Raw genomic sequence first — 17100 nt, forward strand, 5'->3', positions numbered from 1 at the left:
GGACTCGATCCTAGTTGTGGGTACGGTCCACGCAGACATCGGCGGACGCAGGAGGACCCATGCGCTTCAACCCCAAGGCCCGACTCGACACGAGCCGGGTGCGCGACCGCGGACGTGGGGGCGGTGGCGGTCTCGGCGGCGGTCTCGGCGGTGGAACGGGTGGGCGCGGCATGCCGATCCCCGCCGGCGTGGCCGGCGGCGGTGGCGTCGTCGGCATCATCGTGGTCGTGCTCTACGTGGTGCTCACGCAGTGCGTCGGGGGCGGTGGGACCGGCGGCTCGCTGGACGCCAGCCGGATGGGGAACACCGACCGCTACGCCTCGTGCAAGACCGGTGAGGACGCGAACAACAGTGCCGACTGCGCCCGCGTGGCGGTCGAGAACTCGCTCTACGACTTCTGGGGCGACGAGCTCGGCTCGAAGTTCCGCGCGGAGAAGGAGGTGGACACGTTCACCGGCGCCACATCCACCGGTTGTGGCCAGGCGACCTCCGACGTCGGCCCGTTCTACTGTCCCGTGGACCAGACGATCTACCTCGACACCACGTTCTTCGACGACGTGCTCGAGCGACAGCTCGGCGGCCCTGACGGCGGGTTCGTCGAGCCCTACGTGCTGGCGCACGAGTACGGCCACCACATCCAGAACCTGCTCGGCACCATGGGCAAGGTCAAGACCCAGCAGGGTCCCACCAGCGACTCGGTGCGCCTGGAGCTGCAGGCCGACTGCTACGCCGGCATGTGGGCCAAGGCCGCCACCAGCACCCAGGACTCCTCGGGCCAGACGCTGTTCGTCTCCCTCACCGACCAGGACATCCAGCAGGCCATCGAGGCCGCCACCGCCGTCGGCGACGACCGGATCCAGCAGCGCAGCGGTGGTCGCGTCAATCCCGAGCAGTGGACCCACGGCTCCGCGAAGGAGCGCGTCGACTGGTTCACCACGGGCTACACCCAAGGCGACCTGGACGCCTGCGACACGTTCGCGGCCGGGGCGCTCTGACCCGCCTCGACGGGAGACGATCAGCCCTGAACGAGCGCCTCGATGTGCGCGAACTGCCGCTGGAGCGCGCGCAGGTGAGGTGCCACCGACGGGTGCCGGAACTTGCCGGCGAGGGCGCCCTCGCCGCCGGCGACCCGGGCGAGCGCCCACTCCGCACGGTTGAGCACGGTGTAGACAGCGCTCACCCGCGCCCCGAGGGTGACCTCCTCGCGCGTGGCGAGTCCGTCGGGAAGGCCCATGAGGTAGGCGTCTAGCAACGGCTCGAGGTCCTCGCGTGCCGCGAGGGCGTAGTAGCCGAGGTCGGCGCCCACGGGTCCGGTGCCGAGCGTGGACCAGTCGATCGCGACCACGTCATCGCCCTCCCGGCCGGGGAGGTTCGCCGGTACGGCGTCACCGTGCATCGGCACCTGCACCAGGGCGTCGGCCGCGGCCAGCAGCTCGTGACGACGCTCCCAGAGCTGGACCGCCACGTCGGCGACCGTGGTCCGCTCGAGGGTCTTCCACCCGCCCCGGTGCTCGACGCGGGCCATCCGGTCCCGCAGCTGGTTGCGAGCCAGCCAGGGTGTCGGGGTGAGCTGCGCGCCAGCGAACCGGCCGAGAGCGTGCGCGACGAACAGCCCGCTCAGGGCCGCGTCCTCGACCCACTCCTCGGTGATCGTGATCCCCTCGACGTCCTCGTCCACCGCGGCCAGGTGCGGCGACCGCAGTCCAGGGGTGGCCGTGACGATTCCCGCGGTGACGACGTCGGCGGCCCTGCGCCAGTAGGCGAAGTGCCGCGGGTCGCTCAGCCCGGCGGGATCGTCCTCCTGGGGGGCCGCGAGCCGCTTGACCACCACCGGCCGGTCGCCGAGCACGGTCCGCCACACGCCGACCGTCGAGGCGCTCGAGCCGCCGGGGAGCGCGAGCCACCCGGGTTCGGGCTGCCACATGCCGCTGACGCTAGTGCACGTCGCGCCGTTGGAACGCGATCTGGCCCGCGACACTCAGGGCGGCGGCTACCGCGGAGACGAGGAGGAACGGCACCCACCGGAAGTCGTCGACCGGAACCATCGCGAGGTGCTCGAACGGTGAGAGGTCCTGCAGCCACTGCGGGAGCTTCAGGAGCTCACCGAAGATGAGCACGACGTAGGCGAGCAGCACCGCGAGCCACGACAGCGACGCCGCGCGCGGAGCCGCGCCGTGCAGCAGGCGGGTCAGCCCGCTGAGCGCCAGGACGCCGGGCAGGAGCGTCAGCACCTGCCAGGTCATCCGCCACACCGCTCCGCCGTCGCCGGTGACCAGCGCGTAGCTCACTCCCAACCCCAGGCCGGCCGAGCCGAGCACGACCACGGCGCCGGCGACGGTGACGAGGATGTGCCCGCGCAGCCAGGTCGACCGGGCCAGCTGGGTCGCGAGCAGGCCCTCGACCCGACCGGAGTCCTCCTCACCGCGCGGACGCAGCGCCGACGACACCGCGAAGCACGCGGCCAGCAGGGCGAGCATCAGCATCAACATGGCGTAGAAGCCACCGACGATGTCGGCGCGACCCTGCAAGACCAGGTCGCGGGAGGTCTGGGAGTCTCCGACCAGGTCGCCGACGTCGTTGCCCATCGAGCCGAACGCCAGACCCGACAGCAGGAGTCCCACGGCCCAGGCCACAACCGTGGCCCGCTGCAGGCGCCAGGCCAGGCCGGGACCGGTTGCGAGACCGCGCGCCGCCCGCGCCGGTCCCGGACGCGCGGGGAGCACACCGGAGCCGAAGTCGCGGCGGTCGAACACGGCGTACGCCACGACCACCCCGGCCCCGGCACCCGCGACGAGCAGCAGCGCCGGCCACCAGCGCAACCCAGAGAAGGGGTGCATCGCCTGGTACCAGCCGATCGGGGAGATCCAGCTGAGAGCCGCGACGCTCACGTCCCCGAACGCCCGCAAGGCGTACGCCAGGCCGATGACCGCGCCGGTGAGCCCGTAGGCGGCTCGCGTGCTCGTCGCCAGCTGGGCGGCGATGAGGGCGACACCGGTGAAGAGCCAGCCGCAGAACGTGACCCCGAGCCCGAGACCGACGGAGTCCGCGGTCGCGAGCCCGTACGCCGCGAGCCCACCCGCGGTCAGGACTCCCACGACGAGGTTGGCCAGCGCGGCGTCGAGGACCGCAGCGGTCTGAGGCGCGTACCGACCGACGGGTGCGGCGCGCAGCAGCTCGTCACGCCCGGACTCCTCCTCGCCGCGGGTGTGACGCCCGACGATGAACATGCTCATCAGGCCGACGAGCACCGCACCGAACGCGGCCGACTGCCAGGTCACCTGGCCCCCGGTCGTGTTCAACGCGCGCGCCGGCCCGGCCATGGCGATCAGTGCCGCGTTGCCCTCCATGCCGGCCGCGGCCTTGTCGAACTCCGCCTGGGTCTTGTAGAGCCCGTCCACGCTCCAGCCCTGGCTCACGTAGAGGATCGCGATCCCCACCGGCCACCAGAGGTACATCCAGCGGTCGCGCCGCAGGAACGCCCGCAGCAGGATCAACGTCCCGGTCATCGGGCAGCGTCCTCCGAGCTCGCGGCCTGGTCGCCGTAGTGGCGCAGGAACAGGTCCTCGAGGGTGGGGGGCTGGCTCTCCAGCGAGCGGACGCCGCCGGTCTGCAGCAGGTCGAGCACGGCGTCGAGCTCAGTCGTGTCGACCTCGAGGTGCACCCGGTGGTTGTCGATGTCCACGTCGTGCACGCCCGGGAGGTCGCCCAACCCCGCCGGCACCGTAGCGAGGTCGGCGGTGATCGACGTACGCGTCAGGTGACGCAGCTCGGCGAGCGTGCCGGACTCCACGCAGCGGCCCGCGCGGATGATGCTCACCCGGTCACAGAGGTGCTCCACCTCGGCCAGGATGTGGCTGGACAGCAGCACGGAGTGGCCCTCGCTGCGGAAGTCGTCGATGCAGTCGCGGAAGACCGCCTCCATCAGCGGGTCGAGTCCGGAGGTCGGCTCGTCGAGCAGCAGCAGCTCCACGTCGGAGGCGAGCGCCGCCACCAGGGCGACCTTCTGCCGGTTGCCCTTGGAGTAGCTGCGACCCTTCTTCGTCGGATCGAGGTCGAAGCGTTCGAGCAGGTCCGTGCGCCGGCGCTCGTCCAGTCCGCCGCGCAGCCGCCCGAGCAGGTCGATGACCTCTCCCCCGGTCAGGTTCGGCCACAGGTTCACGTCGCCGGGCACGTAGGCGAGCCGGGCATGCAGCTCGGCGGCCTGGCGCCACGGGTCGCCGCCGAGCAGCCGGGCCTCTCCCCCGTCCTTGCGCAGCAGCCCGAGCAGCACCCGGATCGTCGTGGACTTGCCGGCACCGTTCGGTCCGAGGAAGCCGTGCACCTCTCCGCGCTCGACCGCCAGATCGAGCCCGTCGAGCGCCCGCAGGCTCCCGAACTCCTTCACCAGGTCCCGGATCTCGATCACGAAGTCGCCCACGCGATCGACCGTACACCTGTTTCACATGATTCTGAATCCTGTAATCTTCCGGCATGTCGAACGATGCACAACGCCGACGTTTCGTGGAGCGCATGGGCGGGGCACTCACCTCCGCCGGCATGGCTCGCCTCCCGGCCCGGATCTTCGCCGCCCTGCTCGTCGACGGGGACGGCCGGATGACCGCCGCAGAGATCGCGGCGTGCCTCGAGGTCTCGCCGGCCGCCGTCTCCGGCGCGGTGCGCTACCTCGACGGCATGGGGGTCGTGCGACGCGAGCGCGAGCGCGGATCGCGGCGCGACATCTTCGTGGTCGACGACGACGCGTGGCATGACGCGATGCTCCACGCCGACCAGATCTACGCCCCCATGCAGGCAGCGCTGCGCAAGGGCCTCGACGAGCTCTCCCCCGATGACCCGGCCTACCGGCGGCTGCGACTCTCCGAGGAGTTCATCAGCTTCCTGCTCACGGAGCTCGGCTCCATCAACCAGCGCTGGAGCGAGCGGGTCAAGGAGCTCGACCTCTGACTCACGCGTTCACGACCTCGACCTGCGCCGCACAGGCCTCTCGCACCGCCTCCTCGAGCACGCTACGGCGCGGATCCGGCACCGCGAGCCACGGCTCGACCACGACCAGGCGTCGCAGCCGCGGGTCCTCCAGGACCTCCGCGACGGCTGTGTGGTCACCACCGGTCACCAGCGGACCTCGAAGGCCCTCGAGGATGCGCGCGGCGTGCTCGCCGGCCGCTTCGTAGGCCTGCCGTGCCTGGTTGTCGCGTCGGCGCGCGAACCGCTGCTGGCTCTGCCCACCGGCCTTGGTCCGCCCCTGGACGTGACGCTGGCCGACCTTGCTCTCCGTCATCCGCAGGCCGGCCATGCGCGCGACGGCGAAGCCGCCCTTGCGGACCAGCAGCACTCCCCAGTCGGTGGGCGACGCCACCTCCGCCGCGAACGCGTCCGGCGCCGCGGGGCCGCCGTACGCCGCCGCGAACGGGAGCCGGGCGACGAACGTCGACCCGTCCTCGGCCACGCCGCACAGGGCGCCGGCGGTGGTCGACAGCGAGGTCTCGCCGTGGCGCGACAGGAAGTTCTCGATCCACCGCTCGACCCGGTCGGCGGGCACTCGGACGTGGGCCACCCCAGGAGCCTAGTGCCGCGTCCCGGAAGCTTCTTGGGCGCTTCGCGCCCCCATGGCACGCACCCCGCTTGCGTTGCCGACGCTTGCGAGACGAGCGGGTATGGCGCCTTGCGGTGCACCCACCCTGAGAACGCCAACCGGTCGACGACTTCCGAGACGCGGCACTCGACGCGAGCGGACCAGACCGGATCAACACTGCCGCGCGTTTTCCCTACAACAGACCATCCGCCCGCCGAATGGCAACCGCGTGAGCCGGGCGCCCAACGGCTCTCCTCAGCGAACCATGGGCGAGGGAGCGTGATGACGATGGCAGGCACGATCGAAGGCGACGCAGTGGCAGGCAGCCGCCGACGGCGCACCGCGTGGTTCGCCAACCGGTCGTTGCGCACCAAGATCATGTCCCTCGTCGGGTTGGCGACGCTCGTGAGCGTCATCCTCGGTGCCTCGGCAGTGACGGCGATGTCCTCGGCGCGTCACACCACGAACGACATGGCGACCTCCCAGGCCTCGCTCAACACCTCGCTCGCCGCGCTCAAGGACGCCCTGTGGTCGGTGCGCAACAACGCCTCGGTGGTCGGCGGCTTCACGGGTTCCCCGGAGCTGGGCGACCGGGTCGCCGCGCTCGACGACGCCGAGACGGCCCTCGACGCATCGCTGGCGAAGTTCGGCGCGGACTACCAGGCCGAGACCGGCGCACTGCCGGCTCGGTTCGAGGACTTCAAGAAGTCCCTCGAGGCCTACCGAGCCGTCGTGCACGACAAGATGGTGCGGGCCGCGCAGGCAGGTGACCTCGCCGGCTGGGTGGCTGCCCGTGCCGAGGCCGGAACGATCGGTGGAGAGATGGTCGACAACCTCGTCTCCGTCAACGACGAGGTCGTCGCCCACCTCGCGTCCGTGGCGTCGTCGGCCGACGAGAAGGCCGGCGCCGCGATCAAGCGCATGGTCGTGATCATGGTGGTCGGGTTCGGCGCCGCCCTGGCCGGAGGCATCCTCCTCGCGAACGCGATCCGCCGCCCGCTCCGCGCGGTCCAGCACTCGCTCGAGGCGATGGCTCACAACGACCTCACCGTGACCGCGGACGTCTTCTCGACCGACGAGGTCGGACAGATGGCGGCGGCACTCGGTACCGCCCAGGCCGAGCTCCGGCAGACCATCGCGCACGTGGTCTCGACCTCGGAGACCGTCGCCGGCGCGGCCGAGGAGCTGTCGGCGACCTCCGAGCAGATCTCGTCGACCTCGATGGAGGCCTCCGCCCAGGCGGACGTCGTCGCCGGGGCGGCCGAGCACGTCACCGACAACGTGCAGACCGTGGCCACCGGGACCGAGCAGATGTCCGCGTCGATCCGGGAGATCGCGCAGAACGCGGCCTCCGCCTCGCAGGTGGCCGCTCGAGCCGTCGACGCGGCCCACACGACCTCCGAGACGGTGACCCGTCTCGGCAACTCCTCCGCCGACATCGGCAAGGTCATCGCCGTCATCAACTCGATCGCCGAGCAGACCAACCTGCTCGCGCTCAACGCGACGATCGAGGCCGCGCGAGCCGGCGAGGCCGGCAAGGGCTTCGCGGTCGTCGCCAACGAGGTCAAGGAGCTCGCGCAGGAGACCGCTCGGGCCACGGGCGAGGTCAGCGGCCGCATCGAGGCGATCCAGGCCGAGACCCAGGCGGCCGTCACGGCCATCACCGAGATCTCCGAGATCATCGCCCAGATCAACGACACCCAGGCGACGATCGCCTCGGCGGTCGAGGAGCAGACGGCGACCACCAACGAGATGGCACGCAACGTCGCCGAGGCCGCGTCCGGGTCCGCCGACATCGCCACGAGCATCACGAGCGTCGCTTCCGTCGCGGCGACCACCAACGAGGTCGTCGGACAGACCAAGCAGGCCATCGCCGAGCTCGCCCGGATGTCGTCCGACCTCCGCGGCCAGGTCGCCCAGTTCACCTACTGAGCGGGAGCCGGAACCCACCGACCAGTGTCTCGAGCCCCCGCCGGGGAGGGGTCTCGGGACGCTCGGCCGTGCGAGACGACCTAACCGCTGCCTGGCTTGTTCGTCCAAGCGGGCCGGTGTCTCAGGTCTCGAGCCGCCCGTCGCGCCTTCGCTCCGCTCAGGCGCGGGGCTCCCTCGACCTTCTTGCGTCGCTACGCCGCAGCGCCGCGAGCTCCGCTCGCCGGCGCGCGGCGTAGCGGCTCAAACATTGAAGCCGAGGGCTCGCAGCTGTTCGCGGCCGTCGGGGGTGATCTTGTCGGGGCCCCACGGGGGCATCCAGACCCAGTTGATGGCCACGTCGTTGACCAGGCCCTCGAGTGCGCTGTTGGTCTGGTCCGAGATCACGTCGGTCAGCGGGCACGCCGCCGAGGTGAGGGTCATGTCGAGCACGACGTTCGAGCTCTCGTCGAGGTGCACGTCGTAGACGAGGCCGAGGTCGACCACGTTGATGCCGAGCTCGGGGTCGACGACGTCCTTCATCGCCTCGGTGACGTCCTCGACCGAGACGGTCGAGGTGCCGACGCCGCCGGCTTCGGGCACCTCGGGAAGGGCGCCATGGTCAACGGAGCTGGTGTCAGGCATGCGAGTCCTCCTGGGCTCGGGCGAGGGCGTCCTGGTAGGCCATCCACGCCAGTAGTGCGCACTTGATGCGCGCGGTCAGCTTGGCGGCGCCCGCGAAGGCGACCGCGTCCTCGAGCACGTCCTCGTCGGGCTCGACCTGGCCCTTGCCGCGCATCATCTCGAGGAAGGCGTCGACGACAGGCCGGGCCTCGGCCACGGTCTTGCCGATCAACAGCTCGGTCATCACCGACGCCGAGGCGGACGAGATCGAGCAGCCCTGGTTGTCGTAGGAGATGTCGCGCACGACGTCACCGTCGAGGTGCAGGCGCAACGTCACCTCGTCGCCGCAGGTCGGGTTGACGTGGTGGACCTCGGCGTCGAAGGGCTCGCGCAGGCCGGCATTCAACCGGCGCTTCGCGTGGTCCAGGATGATGTCCTGGTACAGGGAGTCGAGTTCGTGGCTCATCATCAGCCCAACTTGAAGTACGAGCGGGTGTATTCCAGGCCCTCGACGAGCGCGTCGATCTCGGCCGGCGTCGTGTAGAGGTACGACGACATCCGGGTCGAGCTCTGCACGCCGAACCGGGCATGCGCGGGCTTCGCGCAGTGATGACCGGCCCGCACCGCGATCCCGCGGGAGTCGAGCACCTGCGCGACGTCGTGGGGGTGCACCCCGTCGATCTCGAACGCGATCGCTCCCCCGCGCTGCGTGGCGTCCAGCGGTCCCAGCACGGTCAGGCCGGGCACGGTCGCGAGGCCCTCGAGTGCGTACGCCGTGATCGCCTGCTCGTGCCGGTGCACGGCCTCCAGCCCGACGTGGGCGAGGTAGTCGACCGCCGCGCCGAGGCCCACGGCCTCGACGATGGGGGGCGTGCCCGCCTCGAACTTGTGCGGGATGCCGGCGTACGTCGAGCGCTCCATGCGCACGGTCTCGATCATCTCGCCGCCGCCCAGGAACGGCGGCAGCTGATCGAGCACCTCGCGGCGCCCCCACAGCACTCCGATGCCGGTGGGGCCGACGACCTTGTGGCCGGTGAAGGCCAGCAGGTCGGCGCCGGAGGCGACCACGTCGACCGGCAGCTGAGGCGCCGCCTGCGAGGCGTCGACCACGACCAGCGCGCCGACCTCGTGGGCACGGCGGGCGATCTCGGCGACCGGGTTGATCGTGCCGAGCATGTTCGAGACCCAGGTCAGCGAGACGACCTTGGTCCGCTCGGTGATCAGGGAGTCGATGTCGGAGAGGTCGAGCCGGCCGTCGTCGGTGAGCCCGAACCAGCGCAGCGTCGCACCCTTGCGCTCGGTGAGCAGCTGCCAGGGGACGATGTTGGAGTGGTGCTCCATCTCGGTGATGACGACCTCGTCACCGGGGCCGATCGAGAGGTCACCGGTGGCCCAGGCGAGCGTGTTCGCGACCAGGTTGAGCGCCTCGGAGGCGTTCTTGGTGAAAATCACCTCGTCGCGGCTCGGCGCGTGGATGAAGGCCGCGACCTTGTCGCGCGCGTCCTCGAACGCCTCGGAGGACTCCGCACCAAGCTGGTGCATGGCCCGGGCCACATTGGCGTTGTGACGCTCGAGGTGGTCGACCATCGTGTCGATGACGACCTGCGGCTTCTGCGAGGTGTTGGCGCTGTCGAGGTAGACCAGCGGCAGACCGCCCGCGAGGGTCCGCTCCAGGATCGGGAAGTCGGCGCGGATCACCTCCAGCTCGGGGAGGAGTCCGGGCAGCTGCACCGTGGTCATGTCAGACCGCCGCCGCCCGGAGGTACTTGTCGTAGCCGCTGGCCTCGAGCTCGTCGGCGAGCTCCGGGCCGCCGGACTCGGCGACCTTGCCGTCGACGAACACGTGGACGTGGTCGGGGGTGATGTAGCGCAGGATCCGCGTGTAGTGCGTGATCAGCAGGACGCCCTTGCCCTCCTGGGCGCGGAACCGGTTCACGCCCTCGGAGACGACCTTCAGCGCGTCGATGTCGAGGCCGGAGTCGGTCTCGTCGAGGATCGCGACCTGCGGGTTGAGCAGCTCGAGCTGGGCGATCTCGTGGCGCTTCTTCTCGCCGCCGGAGAACCCCTCGTTCACCGAGCGAGTGCCGAACGTCGGGTCGAGGTTGAGGTTCTCGAGGGCCTTGTTGACGTCCTTGACCCAGGTGCGCAGCTTGGGCGCCTCGCCGTCGAGGGCGGTCTTGGCGGTGCGCAGGAAGTTCGACACCGAGACGCCCGGGACCTCGACGGGGTACTGCATGGCGAGGAACAGGCCGGCACGCGCCCGCTCGTCGACGGTCATCGACAGCAGGTCCTCACCGTCGAGGGTGACCGTGCCGCCGGTGATTGTGTACTTCGGGTGGCCGGCGATCGAGTAGGCCAGCGTGGACTTGCCCGACCCGTTCGGCCCCATGATCGCGTGGGTCTCGCCGGCCTTGATGCTCAGCGTGACGCCCTTGAGGATCTCCTTGGGACCGTCCTCGGTGTCCACGGACACCTGCAGGTCCTTGATGACGAGCTCGCTCATGAGGGGGTGACTCCGTTCAGGGTGGTGGTGGTGTCGACGTAGATGTCGTTGTCGCGGACCTCCACGGGGAAGGTCGCGACGGGCTCGGTGGCCGGGAGGCCGGTCGGCTTGCCGGTGCGCAGGTCGAAGCGCGACCCGTGCAGCCAGCACTCGACGGTGCAGTCGGCGACCTCGCCCTCGCTCAGCGGCACCGCCGCGTGCGAGCAGAGGTCCTGGATCGCGAAGAACTCGTCCTCGTGGCGCGCGACGGCGACGTCGTACGCCCCGACCGTGACCGCGAGGGCCTCGTCGGTGGGGACGTCGCCGACCGCGCAGGCGCGCACGAAGCTCATGCGTCCTCCTTGAGGACGTTCTTGGCCAGCTCCGTCTCCACGGTGCTCAGCAGCCGCTCCTCGATGGAGGGGATGCCGACCTTGCGGATGAGGTCGTTGAAGAAGCCGTGCACGACGAGGCGCTGGGCCTCCTTCTCCGAGACGCCGCGGGAGCGGAGGTAGAACAGCTGCTCGTCGTCGAAGCGCGCGGTCGCCGAGGCGTGCCCGGCGCCCTCGATGTCGCCGGTTTCGATCTCGAGGTTGGGCACCGAGTCGGCCTGACAGCCGTCGGTGAGCACCAGGTTGCGGTTCTCCTCGTAGGTCTCGATGCCCTGCGCGATCTTGCGGATCAGCACGTTGCCGATCCAGACCGTGTGGGCGCCCTGGCCCTGCAACGCACCCTTGTAGAGCACGTGGCTCTTGGTCTTGGGGGCGTTGTGGTCGGCGAAGAGCCGGTGCTCGAGGTGCTGGCCCTCGTCGGCGAAGTAGAGGCCGAGCAGCTCGGCATCGCCGCCGGGGCCGGCGTACTCGACGTTGGCGTGCATGCGCACCAGGTCACCCCCGAAGGAGATCGAGGTGTGCTTGACGCTCGCGTCGCGGCCCACGCGGATCGCGTCGCGGCCCAGGTGGACGGCGTCGTCGGCCCAGTCCTGCAGGGTGAGCACGTTGGCCCGGGCGCCGTCGCCGACGAGAACCGTGGTGATCGCGGCGTAGCGCGCGGAGCCGGTGTGGTTGACGACCACCGTGACGTCGGCGTGCGTGCCGACCCGGACCAGCAGCCGGCCCCACACGAGGTCGTCGACCGACTCGCCGTGCAGGTGCAGCACGACTGGCTCGGTGACCACCGTGTCGGCGGGCACGTCGAGCAGCATCGCGCCGCCCGCGCGCGCCGCCGCGAGGGCCGAGGGCCGGTCGTTGGGAGCCAACTCGCCGAGGGCGATCGCCTCGTCGGCGCCGATCTCACGCAGCGTCACGCCCTCCGGGAGCGTGGTGGTCCACGTCAGGCGGGCCTCGGAGGCCTCGCCGTCGAGCACCCCGCGCAGCCGCTTGAGCGGCGTGAAGCGCCAGATCTCCTCGCGCCCGGTCGGCACCGGGTGGTCGTCGAGGTCGTACGACGCGGGCGGGTTGAGGTGGGACACGATCAGGTGTCCCTGCTCCTGCTCGAGGGCGGACGACACGCTCTCGCGTGCGGTGTCAGTCACGGTCACTTATCTACGTCTACTTTCCGTTTCGGTCTCACGGGCGGGCCGCAACCACAGGCGGCCCCTCCCACGGCGCTGTCGGCTGATCGACGGCGCCTCCGGCGCTGTCGATCAGCCGACAGCGCCCTCCATCTGGAGCTCGATCAGCCGGTTGAGCTCGAGGGCGTACTCCATCGGCAGCTCCTTGGCGATCGGCTCGACGAAGCCGCGGACGATCATCGCCATCGCCTCGTCCTGCTCCATGCCGCGCGACATCAGGTAGAAGAGCTGGTCGTCGGAGACCTTCGAGACGCTCGCCTCGTGACCCATCGACACGTCGTCCTCGCGGATGTCGACGTAGGGGTAGGTGTCGGAGCGGCTGATCTGGTCGACGAGCAGCGCGTCGCACAGCACGTTGGACTTGGAGCCGTGGGCGCCCTCGTTGACCTGGATGAGGCCCCGGTAGGACGTCCGGCCGCCGCCACGGGCGACGGACTTCGACAGGATGGAGGACGAGGTGTGCGGGGCGGCGTGCACCATCTTGGCGCCGGCGTCCTGGTGCTGACCCTCGCCCGCGAACGCGATCGAGAGCGTCTCGCCCTTGGCGTGCTCGCCCATCAGGTAGACCGCGGGGTACTTCATGGTCACCTTGGAGCCGATGTTGCCGTCGACCCACTCCATGGTCGCGCCGGCCTCACAGACCGCGCGCTTGGTGACGAGGTTGTAGACGTTGTTCGACCAGTTCTGGATCGTCGTGTAGCGGCAGCGGCCGCCCTTCTTCACGATGATCTCGACGACGGCCGAGTGCAGAGAGTCGGAGCTGTAGATCGGCGCCGTGCAGCCTTCGACGTAGTGCACGTAGGCGTCCTCGTCGACGATGATCAGCGTCCGCTCGAACTGGCCCATGTTCTCGGTGTTGATCCGGAAGTAGGCCTGGAGCGGGATGTCGACGTGCACGCCCTTCGGCACGTAGATGAAGGAGCCGCCCGACCACACCGAGGTGTTGAGCGCGGCGAACTTGTTGTCGCCCACCGGGATCACCGTGCCGAAGTACTCCTGGAAGAGCTCCGGCTGCTCCTTGAGCGCGGTGTCGGTGTCGAGGAAGAGCACGCCCTGGGCCTCGAGGTCCTCGCGGATCGAGTGGTAGACGACCTCGGACTCGTACTGCGCGGCGACGCCGGAGACAAGGCGCTGCTTCTCCGCCTCGGGGATGCCGAGCTTGTCGTAGGTGTTCTTGATGTCCTCGGGGAGGTCGTCCCAGGTGGCTGCCTGCTTCTCGCTGGAGCGCACGAAGTACTTGATGTTGTCGAAGTCGATGCCCGACAGGTCGGAGCCCCAGGACGGCATCGGCTTGCGGTGGAAGAGCTTGAGGCCCTTCAGGCGCAGGTCGAGCATCCACTGCGGCTCGTTCTTCTTCGCGGAGATGTCGCGGACGACGTCCTCGCTGAGGCCGCGCTTCGCGGACGCGCCGGCCACGTCGGGGTCGGCCCAACCGAAGTCGTAGCGGCCGATCCCCTTGAGCTCGGGGTTGAGTTCTTCGATGGAGGTCATCGGCTGACGTGCTCCTTCTTCTCGGTGGTCGAGCTCTGCTGGATGGTCGGGCTGGTCGTGGGCAGGTCCGGGATGCAGGTGGTGCACACGCCGTCGCCGTGGGCGATGGTCGCCAGGCGCTGGACGTGCCGCCCGAGGACCTTGCTGATGGCCTCGGTCTCGGCCTCGCACAGCTGGGGGAACTCGTGCGCGACGTGGGACACCGGGCAGTGCTGCTGGCACAGCTGCTCCCCGACGGGTACGTCGCGGACGGCCGCGGCGTAGCCCTCGTCGGTGAAGACGCGGGCGAGCACCTCGGCCGGTCCCAGGTCGGGGTGCGCCGCGCTGACGCCGGAGAACCGGTCCTGGATGAACGCCGCTCTCCGGGTCGCGAACTCGCGGACCGCGTCCACACCTCCGGTCTCGGCCAGGAACCGGAGTGCCTGGACGGCGAGGTCGTCGTACTGCTGGTCGAAGCGGTCGCGGCCCGTCTCGGTGAGAGCGAACACCTTGGCCGGGCGGCCCCGGCCGCGGGCGGCCAGGGTGCGGGCCTCGCGAGCCTCGACGGCGCCGTCGTCGACGAGCTGGTCGAGGTGACGGCGGACGGCCGCGGGCGTCAGGTCGAGGCGCTCGGCGAGCGCCGCCGCGGTCGAGGGGCCGTTGACGAGGATCGACCGGGCCACACGCTCACGCGTGGGCTGGTCGTGTCCCGCGACCGGGACCTCGTCGAATTCCACAACGCCAGTGTGCCGTTATTGATCTCGACCGTTCAAGTAAGGTCATCCTTACCTCGCTTGGCTCACGGTCGGTCATCGGCGACACTGGAGGTCCACCGCGCCGCAACGACGCTGCGACCTCGCCGACCGAAGGTTCCGCCGACCTCCATGATCGACCGCCTCCGCGCCGTCCTCTCCTCTCGCACCGTGCTCGCCCTCGGGGTCGTCGTGAGCCTCGTCGTCCCGGCACTCACGCTCCCCCGCCTCCCCCACGTGTCCCTGTGGCCCGTGCTCGCGGGGCTTCTCCCCTGGGTCGTCGGCAAGTACCTCCTCTGCCCGCTGCGCTGGCGCGCTCTGACCGATGCCGACCTCTCCCGTCGCTGGCACCTGCGTGCGTACGCCGAGTCCGAGCTGCTCGGGCTGTTCACCCCCGGCCACGTCGGCGCGGACCTGTGGCGGCTCAAGCGCCTCACCGGGGCCGGGCTCGGCCGCGGCGACGCGGTGCTCAGCGTCGGCACGGACCGGCTCGTCGGCGCCCTGGGCCTGGCGGCGTTCGTGGCGTTCGCCGGCACCGCACTGCCGATGCACCTCATCCTCCCCGTCGCCGGGGTCTCCCTCGCGGCCGTCCTCACCGTGATCGTGCTGCACCGGGTGCGCCCCGGGCTGCTGCCGAGCCGGCCACTGCCCCCGGTGCGCAAGCTCCTGCACGGGCTCGTGCTCTCGGCCGGCTACCAGCTCTCGATCGCCGCGCTGCTCGTCGGCGCGGTCGGCGCCACCGGTCACTCGGTCTCGCCGCTCGCCGTCCTCGGTGCGTTCGGAGCCAGCCAGCTCGCCGGCGCGGTGCCCGGACCCAACGGGGCGAGCCCGCGGGACGGCGCCCTCGTGATCGCGCTGGTCGCCGCCGGCGTACCCCTCGCGGCGGCCGTCGCCGCCGTGTCGCTCAAGGCCGCACTCGCCTGGCTCCCCGCCCTCACCCTCGGCGGGGCCAGCCTCGTCGCCGGCCGGCGACAGGCCGCCGCCACCGCCTGATCTGCCCGCAGCCCACGCGCCCACCGCAACCACACCGTCGAAACACCACCCCCAGAGCGATCCGCGGCCACGCGCGGCGACGAAGTCGACGCGGGAGACGCGGTGTCGCGGCGACGACGTCGGCGCGGGAGACGCGTCCTCGGAACTCGGGACCTTCGCCTCACGACGGCCTGTGCGCGCCGCGGCAGCATCGAAGGTGGGCCACCCCGGACGTCATGACGCGAGCGGGCAGGAGGTCGGGTGATGCTGATGCCGCGCCCGAGCGCGCTCCACGATCGGCGGGTCCGTTGGGTGCTCGAGCAGGTGGCGATCGTCGTCCTCGGGATCTTCTTCTACTTCCAGGTGCGCGGCCTGACCGCCGCCACCCCCTCGGTCGCCATCGACCACGCCCACGACGTGATGGCGTTCGAGGGGCGGCTCGGGATCGACATCGAGTCGGTCGTGCAGGACCCCGTGGCCGACTCCGGCGTCTTCTCGACGATCGTGAACTGGATCTACATCTGGGGCCACTGGCCAGTGATCGTGCTGACGATGGCCTGGCTCGTCTGGCACCACCGCGACATCTTCCTGCGGCTGCGCAACGCGATGCTGATCTCCGGTGGGATCGGCCTGGTGATCTTCGTGTCGTACCCCGTCGCCCCACCGCGCCTGGCCGACCCGAACCTCGTCGACACCGTCACCGAGCGCTCCTACGCCTACCGGGTGCTCCAGCCCCCCAACTTCGTCAACCAGTACGCCGCCATGCCGAGCCTGCACGCGGGCTGGGACCTGCTCGTCGGGATCTCACTGGCGACCGCGGCCGGCACCCTGCTGTTCCGGGTGGTGGGGTGCATCCTCCCGGTCCTGATGGCGTTCGCCGTCGTGGCGACCGCCAACCACTACGTCGTCGACGTCGTCGCCGGTCTGATGCTCGCGATGGTGGGGTACGCCGGCGCGGTCGCGCTCGAGGGACGCCGCGGCAGACGGGCCGGCAAGGCGGCCGCACCATGACCCTGCTCGCGATCGCCCACCGTGCGGGGAACTCGCTGGCCGGGTTGCACGAGGCCAACCAGGTCGGTGCCGACGTCATCGAGTGCGACGTCCACGCCTACTGCGGGCGGCTGGAGGTGCGGCACCTCAAGACCGCAGGCCCGCTGCCGTTCCTCTGGGACCGCTGGGAGCTCGCCTCGGCGACCGCGCCGCGACTGGGCCTGGAGGAGCTGCTGGACGCCGACCGGCACGGTACGACGTTCATGCTCGACCTCAAGGGTCGCAAGGTCTCGACCGGACAGGCCGTCGCCGAGCTGCTCCACGAGCGAGCCAACGAGCACGACGTCCTGGTCTGCGGCCGGCACTGGCCGGCGGTCGAGCGGGTCGCGGACCTGCCCTACGCGCGGCCGGTGCTCTCGGCCCGCAACCGAGCCGAGCTCAGCGCCCTGGTCCGCCGCCTGGCGCGGCCGGACCGCCCTGCGCCGTACGGCGTCTCCCTGCACCGCTCCCTGCTCGACGCGGAGCTGGTGGCTCGGGTGCGCCGCACCGTCGAGGTGGTGATGACCTGGCCGATCGACGACATCGGCACGCTCGACCAGGTGACCGCCGTCGGCGCCAACGGCGTGATCACCAACGAGCCGGACATCCTCCGCGAGGTGCGTCGCCGCAGCGCCTGACCCGTCGCCGAGCGCGTCCGGGGCGCTCCCTACACTGTGGCGGTGCCTGCGTCCGACCCTGCCGCCCCTGCGGTCTCGGTCGA

At 70.8% G+C, this 17100-nt stretch carries 18 protein-coding genes; 6 read left to right on the forward strand and 12 right to left on the reverse strand.

What is annotated here, in order from left to right; genetic code table 11:
* The first annotated feature begins 59 nt into the window (after nucleotides 1-59).
* Complete coding sequence (ypfJ, locus tag AC3ANS_RS11030) at nucleotides 60-995, forward strand: KPN_02809 family neutral zinc metallopeptidase (RefSeq protein WP_488296200.1); 936 nt, start codon at nucleotides 60-62, stop codon at nucleotides 993-995.
* Nucleotides 996-1015: 20 nt separating this feature from the next.
* On the opposite strand, the gene AC3ANS_RS11035 is transcribed toward ypfJ, so the two are convergent.
* The 3 genes from AC3ANS_RS11035 to AC3ANS_RS11045 are packed head-to-tail and all read right to left on the reverse strand — an operon-like array spanning nucleotide 1016 to nucleotide 4417.
* On the reverse strand, nucleotides 1016-1924 hold the full coding sequence (locus AC3ANS_RS11035) for a phosphotransferase (RefSeq protein ID WP_488296201.1): 909 nt from the start codon (nucleotides 1922-1924) through the stop codon (nucleotides 1016-1018).
* A 10-nt stretch (nucleotides 1925-1934) separates the two neighbouring features.
* Entirely contained in the window at nucleotides 1935-3506 is a 1572-nt protein-coding gene (locus tag AC3ANS_RS11040) for an ABC transporter permease (protein ID WP_488296202.1), read from the reverse strand.
* Complete coding sequence (locus AC3ANS_RS11045) at nucleotides 3503-4417, reverse strand: ABC transporter ATP-binding protein (protein ID WP_488296203.1); 915 nt, start codon at nucleotides 4415-4417, stop codon at nucleotides 3503-3505. Before AC3ANS_RS11045 ends, AC3ANS_RS11040 begins: the two co-directional genes overlap by 4 nt.
* Before the next feature lie 53 nt (nucleotides 4418-4470).
* Between AC3ANS_RS11045 and AC3ANS_RS11050 the strand changes: the two genes are divergently transcribed.
* Nucleotides 4471-4941 carry a GbsR/MarR family transcriptional regulator gene (locus AC3ANS_RS11050; protein ID WP_488296204.1) on the forward strand — a complete coding sequence of 157 codons (471 nt, stop codon included), beginning with the start codon at nucleotides 4471-4473 and terminating at the stop codon, nucleotides 4939-4941.
* Between the two features lies 1 nt (nucleotide 4942).
* On the opposite strand, the gene AC3ANS_RS11055 is transcribed toward AC3ANS_RS11050, so the two are convergent.
* Nucleotides 4943-5551, reverse strand: a complete 609-nt coding sequence (locus tag AC3ANS_RS11055) for an acVLRF1 family peptidyl-tRNA hydrolase (protein WP_488296205.1) — start codon at nucleotides 5549-5551, stop codon at nucleotides 4943-4945.
* Nucleotides 5552-5857: 306 nt separating this feature from the next.
* On the opposite strand from AC3ANS_RS11055, the gene AC3ANS_RS11060 reads away from it, so the two are divergent.
* Nucleotides 5858-7501 carry a methyl-accepting chemotaxis protein gene (locus AC3ANS_RS11060; protein ID WP_488296206.1) on the forward strand — a complete coding sequence of 548 codons (1644 nt, stop codon included), beginning with the start codon at nucleotides 5858-5860 and terminating at the stop codon, nucleotides 7499-7501.
* Nucleotides 7502-7741: 240 nt separating this feature from the next.
* Here the strand turns inward: AC3ANS_RS11060 and AC3ANS_RS11065 are convergent, their stop codons facing one another.
* From AC3ANS_RS11065 to AC3ANS_RS11100, 8 genes are all read right to left on the reverse strand, one after another.
* Nucleotides 7742-8122, reverse strand: a complete 381-nt coding sequence (locus AC3ANS_RS11065) for a metal-sulfur cluster assembly factor (protein ID WP_488296207.1) — start codon at nucleotides 8120-8122, stop codon at nucleotides 7742-7744.
* Entirely contained in the window at nucleotides 8115-8570 is a 456-nt protein-coding gene (gene sufU, locus AC3ANS_RS11070; protein WP_488296208.1) for a Fe-S cluster assembly sulfur transfer protein SufU, read from the reverse strand. The genes AC3ANS_RS11065 and sufU overlap by 8 nt, the downstream gene beginning before the upstream one ends.
* Nucleotides 8570-9841 (reverse strand): cysteine desulfurase, encoded by a 1272-nt coding sequence (locus AC3ANS_RS11075; RefSeq protein WP_488296209.1) that lies wholly within the window; start codon nucleotides 9839-9841, stop codon nucleotides 8570-8572. The genes sufU and AC3ANS_RS11075 overlap by 1 nt, the downstream gene beginning before the upstream one ends.
* Before the next feature lies 1 nt (nucleotide 9842).
* Nucleotides 9843-10604: a Fe-S cluster assembly ATPase SufC gene (sufC, locus tag AC3ANS_RS11080; protein ID WP_488296210.1), complete on the reverse strand. Its 762-nt coding sequence runs from the start codon at nucleotides 10602-10604 to the stop codon at nucleotides 9843-9845.
* Nucleotides 10601-10936, reverse strand: a complete 336-nt coding sequence (locus tag AC3ANS_RS11085; RefSeq protein ID WP_488296211.1) for a non-heme iron oxygenase ferredoxin subunit — start codon at nucleotides 10934-10936, stop codon at nucleotides 10601-10603. The genes sufC and AC3ANS_RS11085 overlap by 4 nt, the downstream gene beginning before the upstream one ends.
* Complete coding sequence (sufD, locus tag AC3ANS_RS11090) at nucleotides 10933-12117, reverse strand: Fe-S cluster assembly protein SufD (RefSeq protein WP_488296212.1); 1185 nt, start codon at nucleotides 12115-12117, stop codon at nucleotides 10933-10935. The genes AC3ANS_RS11085 and sufD overlap by 4 nt, the downstream gene beginning before the upstream one ends.
* 111 nt (nucleotides 12118-12228) lie before the next feature.
* On the reverse strand, nucleotides 12229-13647 hold the full coding sequence (gene sufB, locus AC3ANS_RS11095; protein ID WP_488296213.1) for a Fe-S cluster assembly protein SufB: 1419 nt from the start codon (nucleotides 13645-13647) through the stop codon (nucleotides 12229-12231).
* Entirely contained in the window at nucleotides 13644-14363 is a 720-nt protein-coding gene (locus AC3ANS_RS11100) for a helix-turn-helix transcriptional regulator (protein ID WP_488296214.1), read from the reverse strand. Before AC3ANS_RS11100 ends, sufB begins: the two co-directional genes overlap by 4 nt.
* Before the next feature lie 147 nt (nucleotides 14364-14510).
* Between AC3ANS_RS11100 and AC3ANS_RS11105 the strand changes: the two genes are divergently transcribed.
* The 3 genes from AC3ANS_RS11105 to AC3ANS_RS11115 all read left to right on the forward strand — a co-directional run bounded on the left by AC3ANS_RS11105 (nucleotide 14511) and on the right by AC3ANS_RS11115 (nucleotide 17017).
* A complete protein-coding gene (locus AC3ANS_RS11105) occupies nucleotides 14511-15371 on the forward strand; it encodes a lysylphosphatidylglycerol synthase domain-containing protein (protein ID WP_488296215.1) in 861 nt (286 codons plus the stop codon).
* Nucleotides 15372-15614: 243 nt separating this feature from the next.
* Complete coding sequence (locus AC3ANS_RS11110; protein ID WP_488296216.1) at nucleotides 15615-16361, forward strand: phosphatase PAP2 family protein; 747 nt, start codon at nucleotides 15615-15617, stop codon at nucleotides 16359-16361.
* Nucleotides 16358-17017 (forward strand): glycerophosphodiester phosphodiesterase, encoded by a 660-nt coding sequence (locus tag AC3ANS_RS11115; protein WP_488296217.1) that lies wholly within the window; start codon nucleotides 16358-16360, stop codon nucleotides 17015-17017. The genes AC3ANS_RS11110 and AC3ANS_RS11115 overlap by 4 nt, the downstream gene beginning before the upstream one ends.
* The last annotated feature ends 83 nt before the right edge of the window (nucleotides 17018-17100 follow it).

This window comes from Nocardia sp. 149-1B, assembly GCF_057747975.1.